The organism is Thermodesulfobacteriota bacterium (assembly GCA_040757775.1).
GTDB lineage: Bacteria > Desulfobacterota > UBA8473 > UBA8473 > UBA8473 > UBA8473.
This window is the reverse complement of the sequence record JBFLWQ010000035.1, coordinates 1-18,510: the sequence shown is the minus strand read 5'-3', so window position 1 is coordinate 18,510 and position 18,510 is coordinate 1. Positions and strand designations below refer to the sequence as shown.

The following is an 18,510-nucleotide window of genomic DNA, read 5'->3' as shown; positions in this document are numbered from 1 at the left end:
TAGAGGCCAAACTCACCGAAAGCGAGCTGAGTCCATCGCTTCGTTTTTTTCGAAAAAAGTACGATCTTCCTGCGGTGCAGGTGGTGCGTTATTTACGCCAGGAGAGAATGGCAGGCGACATCCCCATTCGCCGGGCGCTTGATTTTTTGCGTGAATTGAAGATGTAGTACAAATACATCCTCAACCCCAAAGGAAAAGCAATATCTTCTTAATCTGTGAAATCTGCGTAATCTGCGGATTGATCTCTTCGGACATGGGAAAAAAGATAGGCATAATCAGGTTATGCAACGCAAGAAACAACGCCCCGACCGGTCTTGTCCGACATTAATTGACAAATAGAATACAAACGAATAAAATGGAGTAAAAATCTGACAAAAGGGGTGATAACCATGGCAAAAACGGTCACTATTCGTCTGGACGACCATACTTACGAATCGGTAAAAAAGGCTGCCGAGAGTGAAAAACGTCCTATTTCCAACTTCGTTGAGTATGCTACTCTGAAATACATTGAAGAAACGGCCTTTGTCGACGACTCCGAGATGCTGGAGATTATGAATAATCCGCAACTCCTTGAAAGGCTACGCACCGGTTCCAAACAGGCCAAGGAAAAGAGAGGCAATTTTGTTGCCTGAATACCGTGTCTTCGAGACAGACAATTTCAAAGAAAACATTGAAGCGATTTCCGCCGGCAATCCGGACCGTATGCAAAAGAAACTGGGCCAATTTGTGTACCCTCGTCTAAGGCAAGAACCTCATTACGGGCCTAATATTAAAAAGCTAAAAAACTGGCAGCCGAATACCTGGAGATATCGTGTTGGGAACTGGCGTTTTTTCTACGAAATTGACGAAAATGAAAAAGTCGTGCTTATGATTGCAGCATACCATCGTAAGGAAGCGTATCGCTAGTGTAGCTCGCCGTTGTCCATAAAAACTTGAAAAACGTCTTTTTGTGACCGCTTACTTCTTGCAATCCTGTGGCAACCAGGGAAACCGGACAAAGCAACGCCACGATCTCTTCGGACATTGAGAAAATGGAAAGGCATAATCAGGTTATGCAACGCAAGAAACAACGCCCCGACCGGTCTTGTCCTTTCATCTCTCATTGTTCTGTTCTCAATCTGTTCTTAATCTGTGAAATCTGCGTAATCTGCGGATAATTTCTTTATAAACCTCCATCGTCTGTTTGACCACTATCTCTTCCGAAAATTGAAGATACCCTGCAGCAAGCTGTGGGGTATCTCCGTATGTAAGGTAAAAAGCATGATATTCGCTCGCTAACCCCCGCCGCAAGCAGCGGGGAATGCGCTCGCTATGCATGTTCAGCTTCCACACGCCTAGGGCGCATCTACGACAATTTCCCGGCCACGAGTTCCCATTTTCTTCCTGAGTTCCGGGTCGTTGATTAGAATTTTAAGGGCATCGGCCAGAGACTTTGAGTTCAGCAGCACAGAAGCAGAAACAGCCATGCAGGCACATAGAGCGTAGTCGTCCCGTGGTCAGATTCTCTCTTCATCAGGTCCCGGGTCACAACTACGGCCGTATCGGACCCATACTTTCCTACGAAACCGTACAGGCCGCGCAGGTCCCGTCGCGATATGGAGTCCGTGTACTTTACCTCGATGGGGAAGGTTTTTCCCTCCGCTTCAAAAACCAGATCAACCTCGAATGTTTCACGGGCATAAAACAGGCGCCCGCTCTCCCGGCGTAAAAGGTGGCATGCCGCGGCACTTTCCACGAGCTGCCCTAGTTCCACAGACGCGAAAGCGTTGATAAGCCCAGGGTCCAATAGATGCACTTTCTCGGCGCTCCTGACGCTTTTTTCTACTGATCTGGCATACTTCGAAATGCGTTTTACAAGGAGCGCCTGTTCGAGATAACGAAGGTATTTTTCCGTATACTCCCGGCTCAAGCCCAGCGAGTTTGCGATGTTTGCTACGCTCAACACGTTGGCGGTGATGTCCGCTAGGTACAAAAACAACCGTTCCAGGACCTCCGGTTTTTTAATGTCATAGAGTTCCACTATGTCCCGGTAAATGACCTTTTCCACAATGTCTTCCCTGGCAATCCGCTTCCAGAGCAATTTCTCTTCGATCCCGAAGAGGTTCGGGAAACCGCCCCGTTCGATATATTCCTGAAACGTAATCCTGATTTCAGTGAGAGCAGGGATGAGGTCTGTGGTGTCCGGGAGATCGAAGGACGCAAACCGTTCCCGCATGCCATCGAGCGCCGTTTTCAGCCGTGCGTCCCGCAAGCGGTAACAGAGATATTCATACATGCTGAAAGGGTGCGCAGTTTCTTCCACGGTCCGCCCCGCCAGCGACTCCGACCCTTTCTTGATCAGACTCGCTGCCGAGCCTGACACCAGGAATTTAATCGGATATTTCCTATCGAAATATTTTTTTACGAAAAACTGCCAGTTCTCCAGAAACTGGACCTCGTCCATGAAAATATAGACCGGCCTCCCCTCCTTAATGACCCGTCGCGTTATCTCCTGGTACGCCTTGAGAATGTCGTCAAGGCCGGTCCTAAGCGTTATGTCATCAAAGGAAAGAAAGAGGACGTCGGTTCCGGGCGTCCCCTCCCGGATCAGCCTGTCTACAATCTGGTACAGAAGAGTTGTCTTACCAGTGCGGCGGGGCCCCTTGAGAACGATGATCCTGTCCAGCGATAAATACGAATAAAGTGTATTGATCAGGGGGCGCTGGTAATCCCTCAGCAAGGCCGGAGAAACTCTGTCAGTCTCCCACCAGGGGTTGTAAAAATACAGGCTTTCCTTGTTAACTTGGCTCATTCGTGTTGTTTTGTAGATATATCAGCAAGATAGGATGTTTTTGCAATAGTTGCAAATTAGACCTTACAATATTATGCCTTAGCTGTCAACTCCGGGCAAATTCCTTGATCCACCATCAAACTATTGACAGAGAGCAATGGATGATCTCCGATTACCAGGCAGCCGGGTTCAAATCCGAATGTCGAATATCGAAATCCGAAACAAATTCAAATGTCCAAATTCCCAATGTTCCAAACGACAGCAGCGCCGATTATTTTGGATTTGAATTTTGGTGATTCGATATTGTTTCGAGATTCGTGCTTCGGATTTCGGATTTGAAATCACGCTGCACAGCAGCTATGGTGTGTTTACGGTCAGGAGCTAACTCGTACGAAAATAGGCGGTGGATTTGGGAATTTGTCTATGGGCCGGCATGAATGTGGATGGATACCGGATTGAAGTTCCCCGCAGTCCGCGGCGGACGGGGAAAGAGTGTAGTGCGTCATTCCGCCCCCCGTTCTCTGTAACTTTTTCCCTAACCCCAACTAATTCGTGTCCCATTCGTGACATTCGTGGCCAGAGTTCCTTAATCTGTAAAATCCGTGTAATCTGTGGATATTAATCTGCGGATTCAAGCCGTATCAATCGCAGCAATGGTTTATTTCCTTTATCCATATCTTCCCGAAACTCGATCTGATTTTTTTCCGCGCCTTAGCGCCTTTGCGTGAGATATTTAATCTGTGTCATCTGCGTAATCTGCGGATAATTTCTTTATAAACCTCCATTGTCTGTCTAACCACGATCTCTTCTGAAAATTCAGCTTCCACAATTTCCCGACCACGCGCCCCCATCTTTCTCCTGAGTTCCGGGTTTTCAATTAGAATCTTGAGGGCATCGGCCAAAGACTTTGAATCACGCGGAGGAACCAAAAGACCATTTTCGTTATGACGGACAATTTCCCGACAACCCGGCACATCCGTGGCCACAATAGCACGGCCACAAGAGGCAGCTTCAAGCAATACTTTCGGGAGACCTTCTCTGTACGAGGGCAAGACTACAATATTAGATTGCGCAAATACTTCCGGCATATCTTCTCTATGCCCCCACCATTCCACCACACCACTTCGTCGCCATTCGTCCAATCGGGCTACCAGCACTGCTGCTGGGTTGCCTGGATCACTATCCCCCACCAAGACAAAGCGGGCCGCAATACCTTGTTCCCGTAACCACCGCGCCGCCTCTACGAATTCTCCGATTCCCTTGTCCCAAAGCATACGCGCCGCTAAAATCACTACCGGGGCACCTTCGGGTTCTGGTCTGGATGCAAACACATTCGGATTTACACCAGCGCCACGAATCAGCGTTGCGCGTTTAGGACTTACGAGGCCACTATCCGCCAACATTCGTAGGTCATCCGGATTTTCAAAAATCACGCAGCTGTTTACAGGATTCAAGAGTAAGCGGTAGGCAAGAATAACGAATGGGCGAAATAAGTTAGCTTGCCATTGTTTTGAGCTAAACACATATCCCATACCAACTGGGGCGTTTATTATAAATGGAACGCGGGCAACGAGTGCCGCAATACTACCATACAGTATCGGTTTTAGTGCCACATGATGTACAATGTCCGGTCGTTCTGACTTGTAGATGCGTATCAATTCCCAGATTATCCGCAGTTCCCCCCAGGGATTCATTCTGCGGCGCAGCAAGTTAACGGGGACTAGCTTGAGCCCATGCGAGATAACCTTATCGCCATGGTTCTGCACCCGGGTCATTACAGTCACATGGTAACCCTGTTGGCGTGCTGCAATAGCCCGCTTTAAAAAATGAGAACAGAAAAACCAATCCTCGGTAACAACAAAAATGATTTTGATTGGCTTATTCAACTTACGGATAACTAAAGTTGGTCTTCTTGAGATTTGGGCTACAGGGCAACGGTCGCTGAAAATCGAACCACACCTGAAACATCGATAATCTTACTGAACTTTCCCCTTTTTAGCGGACACACCGAAGAACTAATTCTATTTAATGACAAGGAGGTGTGTTCATGGTCAAAAAGCATAGATACTATGACAAAGAATTCAAAAGAGAAGCGGTCCAGTTAGTAGTGGAAGAGGGGTGCAAAGCTGCCGAGGTGGAGCGGAACCTTGGGATTAGCAAGAGTACTGTTTCCCGGTGGGTTCGAGAGATGAGGGAGGATCCAGAGCAAGCCTTTCCACACAAAGGGCTCCTCAAGCCACAGGATGAAGATATCCGGTCTCTTAGACTACAGGAGAATTCTTAATGAAAATGAAGTTGTAATCGCTTTAATAAACTCGGCGAACAGTCCGGGAAACTCTACCGTCCGATTCAAATATTTAACCAGCGAAGGGAGAGGCCTAGACGACAGAAAGCCTACGAAACCACGCATAGGGATTTGTAGATATTTAGAGTTTTCTCGGCCATTGTATCAAGAGAAAAATGTCTATTTACCCAGGATGGTCCTTCCATACCATATTTATTGCGCAGTGTTTCACTAGAGAACTTATGTATAAGTTCACAAAGCGCTACCTCATTACCTACATCAAAAAGCTCACCTGTTTTCCCTTCGGCAACCACTTCCGGGATAGGCCCAACCCTGCTTGCTACGACAGGTGTACCCGCAGCCATGGCCTCCAGCAAGACCAACCCCAACCCTTCATACAAGGAAGGGAGTACAAACAGATCCAAGGCATTCATCACAACAGGAATATCTTTGCGAAATCCTGCCCAAATTACCTTTTGGGCAATTCCTAGTTTATGGGTCAATCGTTTCAGCTTCTGCTCAAGTTCGCCACGCCCAACGACTAAGAGTCTCGCCGACTTCTGATATTCATTATCAAAACGAGCAAAAGCTTTAATTAAAGTATGCAGTGACTTTTGCTTCGTGAGCCTTGCCACAGTACCCACGAGATAGGCATCTTTAGGGATACCAAGCTGTCGTTTAAGATTTGTTACTCGATACCCCTCAACGCTCTGATAGGGGCCGATATCCAAACCGTAATAGATCGTCGACACCTTATCACTTGGCACACGATAAGGTGGTTTTTGAACAAATTGTGAAACTGCTTTGGCAATAGCAATGACATTATCCGCACGCCTTATCACCCAGCGCCCGAGCAAGCCATCAAAAGGATACTTGCAGAATGGCTCAATATTATGCTTAGACACGATAAGTGGAATGGACTTACCTAGCAACGCAAGTCGGGTATAAAGTTCTGCCGGCGGCATGTGGGCATGGACGATATCATGATGTTCCACGGATAGAACTTTTCTTAGGCGAATAATGGGCGATATCTCACCAAAATGTTTCAGTTTGAGCGGATAAACAGTTGCTCCAAGTGATTCCAGTCTTTGCCTCCAGTATCCGTCACCCTTCAGATAAGCTACAGAGACGTCCAGTCCTCTTTCAATTTGCAGCTTAACAAGGTCATACAAATGATTTTCTGCACCTCCACGATTGATAGAGGTTATAACGTGCAATACCTTACATCTTGACATTGAGTTGCCCCTAACCTACTCTACCACTTCACCTTCCATTTCCTCAACTCTTGGATTAGGATTTACAATCTTAACTTCTTTCTTTTCCATTTACATTTCTCCTTCCCGCCCTACTCTAAATTATTGGGGGGAAGTGTCTCACTTACATTAGCACAGAGGGTTTTAGCTCTTCTACTAGACAATCGAAAGACGATAAGAATAACAATAACTATATAAATAGAGTAAACATTTGCATTTAAAAAATCTCCCCTTTGTTGCAAAAATAACCCCGGCAGGCAAACACCATAAAAAGCAAGGTAAGCTTGGCTCTTGCATTGCAAAAAGAGCTTATACATATACCGACATATAATGCCAAGCAGAAGGTATGCAAAAGGTACACTTAGATACCAGAAGTTAGCAATTAGCTCACCTACCGGCGGTACGGCCCATCCGACATTAACGTTTTCATACGAGGGGCCATAATAGTCCAATACGAGAATTCTTCCTAGCCCTCGAACTTCTGGCCATATAAACTTTAGAATGGGCAAAAAAACCAATAAAGATTTTCCAAGCAACAAATTCCATTGATCCGCATAAGTTTCAATTGCAAAGAGAATAACAGAATAATCCTCAGGATTGAATACATCCAATGTTGCTACTCTGAAAATTACCTCTGTAAATGTTTCAGGGGCAATAAGCCTTTCCAGAGATAAAGAGGCACCTATACCATCCGGTCTTTGGAATATTTTGACAAACACATTCATAAACATAGCAATAGGATACATAATACATAGAAGAAGTATTACCTTGAAAGGTGCCCGCTGAACAGGAGCTCCTCTGTTGAAGTACCAGTATAAGAGAGAGAAGAGAGGGAAGATTACAGCAAAATTAGTTACAGAGATTGTAAAAAAAACTACACCTCCTAAAACAACCATGGAAACCCATCGTTTAATTGATTTCAACCCTCTCGTATAGACCGCAAGAAGATAAATTGATAAAACTGACGCGGGGATAACCAAGTAAGCAACTGGAGCAAGCAAAAAAGGTGATATATCCAACATCCTTTTTATTGCGATGTATTGTGCAGAAACCCCGATAATAGCCAAAATCAGTGTTAGTCGGATAAGCTTATTAAAATCAACCCTGCATTGACTAACTATACTACATGCTGGCTTGAAAGTAAGGCGAAAAGGTGCTATCGAGTAACCAAGCAAAAATGAAATAACAGCAACTAAAATAGAAAGACAAGCTTTGATATGGGTAGCTTCCGAGAATTCTATTGCAAAAAATTCAAACCCCAGTATTTTGTCAAGACCAAGCACAGTGCCAAGTTGAGAGATAATAACCCAATGAAACATGCCATATAATACATAAACCCTTGGGTCAAAGAGTTCTCTTCTTATTAGAACAAGAAAAACAAGGGTTGAAAGCACGATTACAGATGTCAAAATGGCAAGTATAGAACTCAGTGAAAAAAATATATCAGATGTAAACATAAGAGAAAAGTTAACTCCTCTTGAAGTATCCTTTCAATTCGGAGCAATATATAATTCTGAGAGTTAGCATTTTACCGGCAATAAAAATCTAAGAAGCGGGCTCATCTTTCCAAGCAATTTATATAATAACTCATACATTGTTTTATCCAACTGTAACCATAATTTCAAAGCTAATAACAATGACAAGGAGTATGATCCGATTTGGAAAAAAACTGACCAATATCCTAGATGTTTTGTTAATAGCCAGATGCAGATTCCGGATGCAACAGCAAAGATAGTTGATCTCATAAGGCCTTGGGGAATTAAGTCAAATGAGAATATTCCTGCACGATATGCAAGCCCAATAACACCAAAACCCGTTACTAGTTTTACTAAACCCTGAGCAATAACTATTGCAATCAACCCGAGCTTATAAGTTACATATATTGCAAGTATCGCCAATATTGCTTGAACTGTATTTAGAATAATAATTTGCCCATATTTTCCTTTGGTTATCAGACTTGAAACTAAAACAAAACGAACCCATGAGTCAAAAAATGCCGGGATCAAAATCAATAGTGCTAAGGGAATTGCATCTCTATATATGTCTCCGAATAGCAATGGCAAGCCAGATGGTACAAAAATTAACACTGCCCCTACAACAGGCAAAAATAACAACATTGAGAGTTTAGTCACTTTTCCAGCAGCTGCATCGAATGCCTCATCATTAGATAGGGAATTATTCAAGTACGGAAGAATCATATTTGACATTGGGAGACCTGCTATAGATAAGGCCTTTTGAATTACATCATTTGCCACAGCTAAAAAGGCAAGTTCATGGCGTCCGTAGACTGGAGCTAATATTAGTAACAAAAAAGACCCTCCACCCATGGCAGATGTTACCTTATCAAACACCGTCACCAATCCATGATTATTAGAGGACATCACAATACCTTTGGGTAAAGGGCTCCGTTCAGACTTAAATATCGACCACGCTTTTATGTGGTACCATACATTCTCTACCATCGAAACTAATACCAATACGACAGATAGGGCAATGAGAGTAGGCATAAATAAGGCAACAACTGCAATAGAAAGTGTTCGCAATATAGTGAATACATGTGATGATAAAAGCGCCACCTCATGATTGAAAGTCCCGAGCAATCCATAGTAGGCTATAATTCCAGAAAGATTTACAAAAACAATCAGAGATACTGCTATAAATACTGTTGGATTCCAAGTAACAAGAGATAATCCAGCCCACTTTGCCCAGAGTGGTCCAAAATACTGTAAAGCAAATACCATTACTATGCCCACAAAACAATATCGCCCAATAACACTTAAATAGAAAGTGCCTCGGCTTTGTGTCTGCTCAGCACTCTTTAAGTATCGCATAAATCCGATGCTACCACCAGCTTCTCCAAATAATCGTAACCACGTTACCAATGCGAGAAAGGTAACATATTCCGTATAAAGTGCTGGCTCAAGGGTGCGGACAACAATAACCATGCCAAACAGTGATACTAAAACTCCCATGGGTCCCAAGATTGCATTTGTACGGGCTGCGTAAATGATTTTACTCATATCGATTATCGCTTATTGCAAAGCTTTTACTACAATTAACGTTTAAATTTTTTAACTATATCAGTTGCTGCTTCTATTACCCTATAAACATCCTCATCTGTCATTTTAGGATAAACGGGAAGTGATACTACTCTCTTAAACTCATTGGTAGCAACAGGGAGCATATCTGGTGTCAATTGATAACGGTCGCGCCAATAAGGATGAAGGTGTAAGGGGATAAAATGGACAGAGCAACCAATACCACGGGCACTCATCTCTTCAATGAAGCGGTCACGATCAATTGTTAAAGTTTCAAGGTTTAATCGGAGCACATAAAGATGCCATGAATGTGTCTCAGTTGGGTTTATATGCGCCGGGACTTGCAGTTGAGAAAATTGAGAAAAAGCAGCAGAGTATGCGTTTGCAATCTCCTCTCGCCTGTCCTGAAATTTCATAGCTTTTTTTAATTGCTGCAAGCCTATAGCAGAAGCGATATCAGATAAATTGTACTTGAAGCCTGGAGCTACTACTTCATAATACCAACTAGGCTTATTTGAAGTGTACCGGTTCCAAACATCTCTGTTTATACCATGCAATCTCATCAGTCGTATCCTATCAGCTATCTCCTCATCCTCTGTCGTGACCATTCCTCCTTCACCTGTTGCTATTGTCTTAGTAACATAAAAGCTAAAAACAGTAGCATCTGCAACTGTTCCTATGATGCGATGTTTTATATTTGAATTACTGGCAGACCGCGAAGTAACAGTAGCTGGAAATGCGTGAGCAGCATCTTCTACTACTCGCAAGTCTCTTGTTGTTGCTAAATCCATAATTGCTTGCATATCGCAGGCTTGTCCACCGAAATGAACAGGCAATATGGCGCGAATTTTATCTAACCTCCTATTATGCTTATCAATTTGCTCAGCTATTCTTTCAGGATCTATATTAAGGGTATACGGATCAATATCAACAAAGATAGGATGCGCGTCCAAATAACGTATGACCTCGGCTGTAGCTGTAAATGTCCAAGCCGTAGTAATTACCCTCTCATCACGTTGGAGGCCTATTGCCTCCAACGCAAGGTGTAAGCCTGCTGTTGCAGAATTAACAGCAAGGGCATAAGATGCACCAATTACCTTGGCAAACTCAACTTCAAAAGCGTGGGTTTTCGGACCTGTGGTTAACCACCCGCCTTTCAGAGTATCAATAACCTCTGCAATTTCTTCGTCTTCTATTTGTGGCAAAGCAAAAGGTAAATAATTCTTTGTCATATCTTTGAATCTAACCTTGCTTTCGTTATTTTCTTATATTGAATTAATCAACTGAGCATGACTATAAGGCCAGATACTCTAAATTCCATTCACTTCTTTAGAATAAACATATGATGGATTGGGTTTGACGGGATACGGTAGTGTTTTTCTACTACAAGTCCAGTATTAGCAATTTCACTTGCGATCTTACTTAAATGCATACCCAATCTTCCAATTTCCCAATGGTGATCTTTTGGTCCTATGGGAGGTAGAAGTCGTCGGTTTCTTAGTCTAGGAAAGCTTAATATCCTTCTAAAACTTTTATCGATTGAAAATAAACGTACATCAACGCTCAAAAACCAACGAACATCGGGCACACTAAAAAGCACCCATTTTTTAGAAACTCTAGCCATTTCTTGCAAACCAATTCTAAATTCTGTAAACGGCAGATGTTCCATCACTTCAAATCCCACTACACAATCATATTTATTGCTTTCGCATGGTATTGCCGTCACACTTCCAATATACTTTGGATTTGAGCTTGAGGAGATATCCAAAGTTTCTACCTTAATTTTTCTCTTAGTTAAATAATCTCTAAGAAAATTACTCCCCGGCCCAATTTCAAGAACTATTCCATCTTTGGTTATTTTAATAATCTCTTGTAGTTGATACCAATACGATCCAAATCTTCCTTCATAATCATAGCCTTTTTCAAAATAAATGGAATTTACCATTTAACTTTCTCTACCTTTACGCCTTCTTAGATCATAATCAAAGGGATTTCTAATACAATAAACTTAAGATCGCATATATAGTATTCGAGCAGGATTACCTGCTATGACTGCATTTTCAGAATAAGTTTTAGTTACTATACTTCCCGCGCCAACTACAGTACCTGAACTTATATCAGCTAAAATAACAGAATGAGCACCGATCCATATATTACTACCAATTTTCAACTGTCTCTTAGCTCCCTGCTGCAAACGTATAGGTACTCGCAAGTCTGAGAAAGAGTGTTGTCTTCCTCCACTTGATAGAACTACGCGACTGCCCATAATTACATCATCTCCCATTAATATCCAACCGACCCAATTAGCAACGCCTAATGTACAGTTATTACCAATCTCAGAGTCTCTCGTGCGAATTGCCGCAAGCCAATCTACTGTCAATTTTCTCCCACAAGATTTCAAGGTATTTTCATACCAAACTCTTCGCAATAAAATCCCAGACAAACCAGGTATCAAGGAGAGGATCTGACTTGGTGCAGTAAAACTGCTATATTCCGAAAAAGGTAATTTTGACCATATAAAAAAGGGCAATAGCAAAATAAATGCTGCCCCCTTCAGCAATTTAATAAATGTCTTTTTCACTCCTTATGTTTAGCTTCTCGCTAAGTAAAATAATATACTTTTGAGTTTTTGTATAAGACTATCCAATGAGTGATTAAATTTTGCCACTTCCTCGACTCTCATAGATAATTCTTTTCTTTCCTTTTCACTTAGATTCACCATCCAGTCCAAGCCCGATCTAACAGAGTCGGGAGATGGACTAACATAACATTCGGGAAAGCCGTTTCTCTCAGCAATAGAATAAAAAGCGTCGTTACTGCTCAATACAGGACAGCCGCATGCCATAGCTTCTATAATTGCTTTATCCAGACTACCTGTTGCACTCAAGCTAATAAATACATCGGCTTGCTTCAGCGATTGAGCAATCTCTATCTGATCTAAACGTCCTAACAAACTTATTCTTCCACATTTATTCAGTTCAAGTACGCGCTTCACAAAAGCTTTTTCATATGCGCGTTCAATATCCGTTGTTGCAGTCCCTATTATGGTCAGTTCCCAAGATTTCCCATCTGGAATGATCCAGCCTCTCAAGGCTTCAACTAAAATATCAAGGCCTTTTACAGGAGAAATACGCCCAACAGATATGATCCGGAAAGTTGAATTTTCACTGAGACCTGATGGAGTAAAAAGATTTGTATCAATTCCATGCCCCAAAAATTCGACTTTGTCTGAGGGCAATCTGAAACTCTCGGGAGTCGGACTGATAATTTTGTCAACTAAAAAATGCGCTATACGTAAGCCAAAAGGTACTGCACCGTGTGCATACCACAGCACATTTCTAATGCGGTAAACTTTAGCAATCGGCCAAAATAAAACGGCAAAAATATGTATCATATGAGTGAAAGCAATATCAACACGTCGCAATCTTAATATGCTTAAAACAATAGTATAGAATTTCCAAATGCGGCTAAGTTTTGAATATCCTCTCTCGCGTCCCACTGACCAGACTGAAACATTTTCAGGCAGATCATGTTTTCCCTCATACATTGTCACAATATCTATATGATCAAAATAGTGAGCAAGCTCTTTGACCCATTTTAAAGCAAAAGCAAGTGTTACGTGTTCAGAATCAGTAGCTAAATTAAACAGCAAAAGATTCACTTCTGTCCGCCAACCGCATAGTTGAAAAGGTGCCTCAATTTTTCCATTACTGACTCTTTTGTCACGATTGACATCATGTGTCTTTGACCGTATCGTCCCATATCTTTCAACACATTCATATCCTGGCACATTTCATTTAACGCAAGTGCAAATGCTTCAACATCACCAACCGGAACTACTCGACCAGATTTCCCATCTTCAATTACCTCTCTGGCTCCCGCAGTATCTGTAGTCAGTACAGGAGTCCCAGCTAATAAGGATTCAGTCAGAACACGGGCAGAACTCTCAACGTTTGATGCTAAAAGCACCAAGTCAGCGGCTTGATAAATTGCGGGTATTTTTTCATTTGGGATACGACCTAGCCATTTAACCTTTCCTGGTACCAATTTTGAAACTTTATACTCAAGCTCGTGTCGTAGACTTCCGTCACCAGCTATAACCAGCCTTGCACCTGGTAAATTTTCTGTCACTCTGCTAAATGCTTCTAAAAGCATAGGAATATTTTTTTCTTTTTCAAGACGAAAAACGCCAAGCAATAGCGGTCCTATTGAACCATCGAGCAAATCCTCTCTCACCCTTAGGATATTTCCTGTAGAGCTAGATAAAAGAGCAGCATTTGTAATCAAAAAGGGAATAAATACAACCTTATTAAACCCTATCGATTTAAGCCGATTTGTTACGGCCTGGCTATCTGTTCTAATTATCGCAGCTTGCTTTAACACTCTTTTGCCTACCATATTAGCAATTTTATTGAGAGTATTCTCTTTTAGCCAGACTGGATTTCCAATCTCATCACTAAAAACACCTGCTACTAATGGAATCTTAAAACGACGTGATAGAAAAAGACCAGCCATTCCTGAAAGAAACGGTTCTTGCACTTGGATTAGATCAAATGGCCTCCTCATCAATATATGTGACGCTATTCTGATAGCCTTAAGTGGAAATAAACTCCAATGTGGCACAACACATGGAATAACTTTAACCTCTCCTGAACCTAACACTACTGGCTCCTTAGAAAGGACATTAGAGTTTTTTACATAATTGATTATTACTATTTTGGCAGGCAGTTCTTTAGCATAAAGTAATTGACGTATTTGAGACTCGCTGCAAAGTGATGGATCCATTAAATAGCGGTCCAGCCCTATGTTCAGAATACGTAAGGGTGGTTTTGGGGAATGAGTCATTTCTCTGCTTCAATAAAATAGCCTAGGGGGAATCTTTCTGATGAATTATAATCTCTTATAAGCGCTAAGATCACTTCCAGAAAGCCACATATGAGCGTTGAAACTGTTGCGAGGAAACGATACTTAAGCCCAATTTGTAATAAATCTGCTATAACCCAGAAGAATCCTCCAACAGGCGTTATATTTACCTTGATAAACCCAGCATTGGTAAGGATACGAATTAATGCACTTTTAGTGTAACGAAAGAAATCATCAATCAGAAATGACTGACCTTGATAAGTATGATAACTCATTAAAAAGGGAACAAAGACTATTGCTTTACCATTCGGTTTTAAAATTCGGTGCATTTCATCTATAACAAGCTGGTAATTAAAAACGTGCTCAAGAGTATTAAATAACAATACAGTGTCTGCAATATTACTGGTTATAGGGAGAGGGTCCTCTAAGTTTCCAACAAAAGATGGCTTTGCTTCTACAAGCATATCCATATTAAAGAAATTTCCATCAATATCAATTATATCTAAATAGCTTGGATGACCACCGCCTCCTAAATCAATTATAGTACCTTTCAGCAATTTATTTTCAGCTATCAGTACATTCATCATTGCTCTCGTAATGGATTTCCCGCGCCAAATCCATGCCAAGACATCTAAAATTTTAATTTTTTCCATAAGACCCTGTGAGATAATTTTTTTATTTCCACGCTCGTTATTTGGGCCTTATGAAAAAGACCTTTCTTAGTTTTTTTCAAGTAAATTATCTCCTACTGCACGTTCACCCAAATCAATATGATAAAATATGGTATGTGCTGCAAAATTTGGAAATGCTCTTTGGAGGACCTTCTCTAATGATGATAATAGTAAAAAGTTTGATGTTTTCCCAAAAAATACCCGTACCTTGTAACTGCCTGCTTTATATCTAATAAATTTGATAGCATTGAGGTAAGAGGTGAGCCACCTATGCCTATCTAAGGTTTTATTGAGCGGCAAACTATACTTACCGCTCAACTCTTTTCCAAAAAGGAATTTTATTCTGTACCGCCAATAGTATATGTTCGGCAGTGTTATTATTACCTCATTCTTTGCTACTCTTAGAATTTCATCCATTAGGGAATGAATATTTTCTACATGTTCCAATACATCAAGAGCAAAAATTACATCAAAAGATTTATCTTCAAATGGAATCCCTTGCTCCAAATTCCACCCTTTAACTTCTTCGCCATCTTTAAAATCTATGCCTTGATAAATTGTATCTTTTGGTAAATACTTTTTTAAAAGCTTATCTCGACTGCCTAAATCGAGCACCCTCTTATTTTGATGCCTCATTAGACAGACGGCCTCATAAGGTCTTAAATTCATAAAATCGGTTTTAGATCTCAAAAACTTGCTTCATTCTCGAAAACAGATAGGACCACTCAAACTCTTTAGCTAATTTAACTTCCTTGAAGTCGAGAGATCTTTTAATATCCTCCCTGAAATTATCTCCAAGAACGATGCCGCTCGCCGATCTATCTACAACTTCTCGCGAGCCTTCCAAATCAGAAATAAGAGAGGGAACTCCAGCAGCAGCCGCTTCAAGAAGGACATGAGGCAAGCCCTCATGTTCCGAATTCAAGATAAAAACATCTGACGCTTTGAATAAGGTGGGAATATCTTCATGTTCAACTTTCCCCAAAAAGATTGCCCTGTTCTGTATTCCCAATTGCACTGTGATCCTCTTGAGATTTGCCATCTCAGGTCCCTCTCCTGCAATCACATAGTAGTAAGAGTCATCAAGCGATTGCAGTCGCACTAAAATATCGTCAATTCTCTTCAATGCGAGCAATCGTGCAATAGTTAATAGAATCGTTTTATCCTTCGGGATCCCGAATAAAGCCCTTGCCTCCTCTTTTGTCAGATTTGAGCGATATTTTTCAGCATCTATCGCGTTATGGATAACTTCAACCCTATCTTTGTCGATCCCCCATCCTGTTATAATTTTCTTGAGACAGTTACTCGGGGTTACAATAAGGTTTGCTTGTGAAGCATAAAATTTTTGTATAAACTTAACAATATTTACAACCTTAGATGATCGGTAGCTTTGAAATTCATTAATCCCCATATTTTTGACATAGCCGTGACGCTGAGAAAATTCCCACGCAAACTCACCTGCAACTTTCAATATTATTTTCTTCCTTAAAAACACATTAGCTAATACAGCAGGAAATCCGTAATCATTTACGAACCAAATATCAGCTTTTCGACCATGAATAAAACATCTTATGGTGAATAAAAATAACCTTATAATTATTGGCCACGATCTGGAAGTCTTTACAACCTTGAAGGGATAGGTTGCGTTGTCTTCACCATAAGTAATCACCGTGATCTCAGCTAAATCGTAATTAGTAAAATCACTTAACAATTTCATTAAATAGGTTGAGGGGCCGCCGATATCGGGATAAAAAATCCCGCTTATAACCGTTATCTTTTTTTTATATCTCATTGTTTACTTCTTAATCCAATTTCGAATTATACTAATATATTTAATAGGACGCTCAATGAATATGGTAGTAAAGATTGCTTTCAAATACTGCATTTTTCGTTTACTTTTGTATAATGCCTTTAAATAGTTTGGATTAAGTGTGAAATCTATAAATGTTCTAAAATTATCGAACCTCGCCTTTGTCTTTATCCTGAGCTTTGATAAGTCTAAGTCATGCTCTGCCATATGGAATCTTGGATCTATAACTTTAAAATAAAGATCCGGATGGGTTAATAGTCTATATTCATCTCTCGTAAGGGGCGGCTTCACATATTGCTCATATATTTCGGTGCCAGGGAAGGGAACCGTCAATCCCAAGCCAATTCCCGTTGGACGTGTCTTCTTTAAGAGATTCATGGTTAATTCAACATCTTCACGCGTCTCGCCGGGGGTATTAAACATTATATTGGCGAATGTTCTCATTCTGTATTTTTTACATAACTCAAAAGCCTTTATCGTCTGTTCCACAGTGACGCCCTTTTTCATGCGTTTCAAAGCAGCATCAGAGCCTGACTCAACTCCAAAATCTATTTGGATGCAACCTACTTCTTTGAGCATTCTAATAATGTCTTCATTAATTAGATTTACACGTGTTTCCATACCCCAGGATACTTGCATGTTTCGCTCTTCTAAACCTTGGGCAAACTCTACAACTCTCGATTTATCAAGGCAAAAAGTGTCATCCTGTATATAAAATGCATCTATATTATACTGCTCTATTAGACCCTCAATTTCATCTAATACTTTGGGAATCGGTCTATATCTAACTTTCTTTGCCCGATTACCACAAAAGGTGCAGCGGAAAGGACAGCCAATTGTAGTGAAGACATGAATTCCAGAAGCAAATAACGATCTGATAATGCCTCTATGAGGCTGCATGTAGTATTCCATATCCAACTGGGGGTAATCCGGGTTCGGCATTTCCCCTAAATTTTTGAAAGTTGCAACCCCTTGGGAAATGATCTCTCCCCTTTCGTTTACATAGGTTAGTCCCTCTATTCCGAGAAGATCTTTATTGGAATTAAGGTTATTGATAATCTCTACTAAAGGCTGTTGTCCATCTCCTGAAACAACTATATCTATAGGCGAACCATCAAAAAAGAAATCTTGCGGCCTTATGTTTGCGTGCACCCCGCCGACAATTATCGTACAATCCAGCTGACTTTTTATGACATTTGAGAGGTTAATTACTTCCCAGAAATCTGTGGTAAAGCATGTGATGCCTATATACTTTGGCTTATGCTTTAATATCTCTTCTACTATTTTCCCTCTGACGATATCTATCTGAGCTATATAGAGAGAGATGTTGGGTTTACCAAATTTAACATCGATTATTTTGCAATGAATATTTTCTCTCGTGAGCCATCCATGAAGATATAACAGACTTACGGGCACCGTCATTGTAGATGCCCTTGATGGAGGGGCAATTAAACAAATATCTATACGTTCGGTTGTTATCATAAATTACCTTTTCCCGATAAACCTTCTGACAAATTATTGCGGTGCATCTACAAATTTATTTGGGAGGAGGGGGCGTCCAAGCATGTCCATGGGGACGTTGTTTCTCACGTTGCATAAATTGATCTAGTTCATTTGGTTTCTCTGGTTTGTTTGGTTTCTCTAGTTTTTCTTGTTGATCTGTTATTCTGGTTTATTTGGTCTATTTGGTTTATCACCGATTTTCGCAGAAGCATTCTCCTTGAGATTTGAAAAAGATTTCATGGGTGTCAATCAAAAATAGGGTAATAAAAAAAGCATGTTATAAATATCTCTTGTCGAGAAGTCTCTGCGAAATCTTAT

General features: G+C 41.1%; 17 protein-coding genes and 1 pseudogene. 3 read left to right on the top strand and 15 right to left on the bottom strand.

Annotated features, from left to right (window positions below; genetic code table 11):
- Window positions 1-389: 389 nt before the first annotated feature.
- Both AB1401_14540 and AB1401_14535 read left to right on the top strand, forming a co-directional pair.
- Window positions 390-632, top strand: a complete 243-nt coding sequence (locus AB1401_14540; protein ID MEW6616669.1) for a CopG family transcriptional regulator — start codon at window positions 390-392, stop codon at window positions 630-632.
- Complete coding sequence (locus AB1401_14535; protein ID MEW6616668.1) at window positions 622-906, top strand: type II toxin-antitoxin system RelE/ParE family toxin; 285 nt, start codon at window positions 622-624, stop codon at window positions 904-906. Before AB1401_14540 ends, AB1401_14535 begins: the two co-directional genes overlap by 11 nt.
- Window positions 907-1,438: 532 nt before the next feature.
- Here the strand turns inward: AB1401_14535 and AB1401_14530 are convergent.
- From AB1401_14530 to AB1401_14520, 3 genes and pseudogenes are all read right to left on the bottom strand, one after another.
- A complete protein-coding gene (locus AB1401_14530) occupies window positions 1,439-2,791 on the bottom strand; it encodes an ATP-binding protein (GenBank protein ID MEW6616667.1) in 1,353 nt (450 codons plus the stop codon).
- A gap of 722 nt (window positions 2,792-3,513) precedes the next feature.
- Window positions 3,514-4,173 (bottom strand): glycosyltransferase family 4 protein, encoded by a 660-nt coding sequence (locus tag AB1401_14525; protein MEW6616666.1) that lies wholly within the window; start codon window positions 4,171-4,173, stop codon window positions 3,514-3,516.
- A gap of 60 nt (window positions 4,174-4,233) precedes the next feature.
- Window positions 4,234-4,656: pseudogene (locus AB1401_14520) on the bottom strand (glycosyltransferase).
- A 161-nt stretch (window positions 4,657-4,817) separates the two neighbouring features.
- Here AB1401_14520 and AB1401_14515 point away from each other — a divergent pair.
- Complete coding sequence (locus tag AB1401_14515; GenBank protein MEW6616665.1) at window positions 4,818-5,054, top strand: transposase; 237 nt, start codon at window positions 4,818-4,820, stop codon at window positions 5,052-5,054.
- A gap of 110 nt (window positions 5,055-5,164) precedes the next feature.
- Here AB1401_14515 and AB1401_14510 read toward each other — a convergent pair whose 3' ends face one another.
- The 12 genes from AB1401_14510 to AB1401_14455 form a co-directional block, all read right to left on the bottom strand.
- On the bottom strand, window positions 5,165-6,289 hold the full coding sequence (locus AB1401_14510) for a glycosyltransferase (protein MEW6616664.1): 1,125 nt from the start codon (window positions 6,287-6,289) through the stop codon (window positions 5,165-5,167).
- A 110-nt stretch (window positions 6,290-6,399) separates the two neighbouring features.
- The gene (locus AB1401_14505; GenBank protein MEW6616663.1) at window positions 6,400-7,764 is read right to left on the bottom strand and encodes a hypothetical protein; all 1,365 of its coding nucleotides are present in this window, start codon (window positions 7,762-7,764) and stop codon (window positions 6,400-6,402) included.
- Between the two features lie 63 nt (window positions 7,765-7,827).
- Entirely contained in the window at window positions 7,828-9,327 is a 1,500-nt protein-coding gene (locus AB1401_14500; GenBank protein MEW6616662.1) for a hypothetical protein, read from the bottom strand.
- 35 nt (window positions 9,328-9,362) lie between these two features.
- Window positions 9,363-10,577, bottom strand: coding sequence for a DegT/DnrJ/EryC1/StrS aminotransferase family protein (locus AB1401_14495; protein MEW6616661.1), 1,215 nt, complete (start codon window positions 10,575-10,577; stop codon window positions 9,363-9,365).
- A gap of 89 nt (window positions 10,578-10,666) precedes the next feature.
- Window positions 10,667-11,290, bottom strand: coding sequence for a class I SAM-dependent methyltransferase (locus AB1401_14490; protein MEW6616660.1), 624 nt, complete (start codon window positions 11,288-11,290; stop codon window positions 10,667-10,669).
- 63 nt (window positions 11,291-11,353) lie between these two features.
- A complete protein-coding gene (locus AB1401_14485) occupies window positions 11,354-11,926 on the bottom strand; it encodes an acyltransferase (GenBank protein ID MEW6616659.1) in 573 nt (190 codons plus the stop codon).
- A gap of 9 nt (window positions 11,927-11,935) precedes the next feature.
- Window positions 11,936-13,006, bottom strand: coding sequence for a glycosyltransferase family 4 protein (locus AB1401_14480; GenBank protein MEW6616658.1), 1,071 nt, complete (start codon window positions 13,004-13,006; stop codon window positions 11,936-11,938).
- Complete coding sequence (locus AB1401_14475; protein ID MEW6616657.1) at window positions 13,003-14,130, bottom strand: glycosyltransferase; 1,128 nt, start codon at window positions 14,128-14,130, stop codon at window positions 13,003-13,005. The genes AB1401_14480 and AB1401_14475 overlap by 4 nt, the downstream gene beginning before the upstream one ends.
- A 56-nt stretch (window positions 14,131-14,186) precedes the next feature.
- The gene (locus tag AB1401_14470) at window positions 14,187-14,861 is read right to left on the bottom strand and encodes a methyltransferase domain-containing protein (protein MEW6616656.1); all 675 of its coding nucleotides are present in this window, start codon (window positions 14,859-14,861) and stop codon (window positions 14,187-14,189) included.
- 66 nt (window positions 14,862-14,927) lie between these two features.
- Entirely contained in the window at window positions 14,928-15,515 is a 588-nt protein-coding gene (locus tag AB1401_14465; protein MEW6616655.1) for a methionine biosynthesis protein MetW, read from the bottom strand.
- 43 nt (window positions 15,516-15,558) lie between these two features.
- A complete protein-coding gene (locus AB1401_14460) occupies window positions 15,559-16,671 on the bottom strand; it encodes a glycosyltransferase family 4 protein (protein ID MEW6616654.1) in 1,113 nt (370 codons plus the stop codon).
- 3 nt (window positions 16,672-16,674) lie between these two features.
- Window positions 16,675-18,171: a radical SAM protein gene (locus AB1401_14455; protein MEW6616653.1), complete on the bottom strand. Its 1,497-nt coding sequence runs from the start codon at window positions 18,169-18,171 to the stop codon at window positions 16,675-16,677.
- Window positions 18,172-18,510 lie beyond the last annotated feature (339 nt).

Coding starts and splice junctions, on each gene's coding strand:
- AB1401_14500 (MEW6616662.1), bottom strand. CDS start 9,327: ATGAGTAAAATCATTTACGCAGCCCGTACAAATGCAATCTTGGGACCC.
- AB1401_14470 (MEW6616656.1), bottom strand. CDS start 14,861: ATGGAAAAAATTAAAATTTTAGATGTCTTGGCATGGATTTGGCGCGGG.
- AB1401_14540 (MEW6616669.1), top strand. CDS start 390: ATGGCAAAAACGGTCACTATTCGTCTGGACGACCATACTTACGAATCG.
- AB1401_14475 (MEW6616657.1), bottom strand. CDS start 14,130: ATGGATCCATCACTTTGCAGCGAGTCTCAAATACGTCAATTACTTTAT.
- AB1401_14455 (MEW6616653.1), bottom strand. CDS start 18,171: ATGATAACAACCGAACGTATAGATATTTGTTTAATTGCCCCTCCATCA.
- AB1401_14530 (MEW6616667.1), bottom strand. CDS start 2,791: ATGAGCCAAGTTAACAAGGAAAGCCTGTATTTTTACAACCCCTGGTGG.
- AB1401_14465 (MEW6616655.1), bottom strand. CDS start 15,515: ATGAGGCATCAAAATAAGAGGGTGCTCGATTTAGGCAGTCGAGATAAG.
- AB1401_14510 (MEW6616664.1), bottom strand. CDS start 6,289: ATGTCAAGATGTAAGGTATTGCACGTTATAACCTCTATCAATCGTGGA.
- AB1401_14490 (MEW6616660.1), bottom strand. CDS start 11,290: ATGGTAAATTCCATTTATTTTGAAAAAGGCTATGATTATGAAGGAAGA.
- AB1401_14505 (MEW6616663.1), bottom strand. CDS start 7,764: ATGTTTACATCTGATATATTTTTTTCACTGAGTTCTATACTTGCCATT.
- AB1401_14460 (MEW6616654.1), bottom strand. CDS start 16,671: ATGAGATATAAAAAAAAGATAACGGTTATAAGCGGGATTTTTTATCCC.
- AB1401_14525 (MEW6616666.1), bottom strand. CDS start 4,173: ATGTTGGCGGATAGTGGCCTCGTAAGTCCTAAACGCGCAACGCTGATT.
- AB1401_14495 (MEW6616661.1), bottom strand. CDS start 10,577: ATGACAAAGAATTATTTACCTTTTGCTTTGCCACAAATAGAAGACGAA.
- AB1401_14515 (MEW6616665.1), top strand. CDS start 4,818: ATGGTCAAAAAGCATAGATACTATGACAAAGAATTCAAAAGAGAAGCG.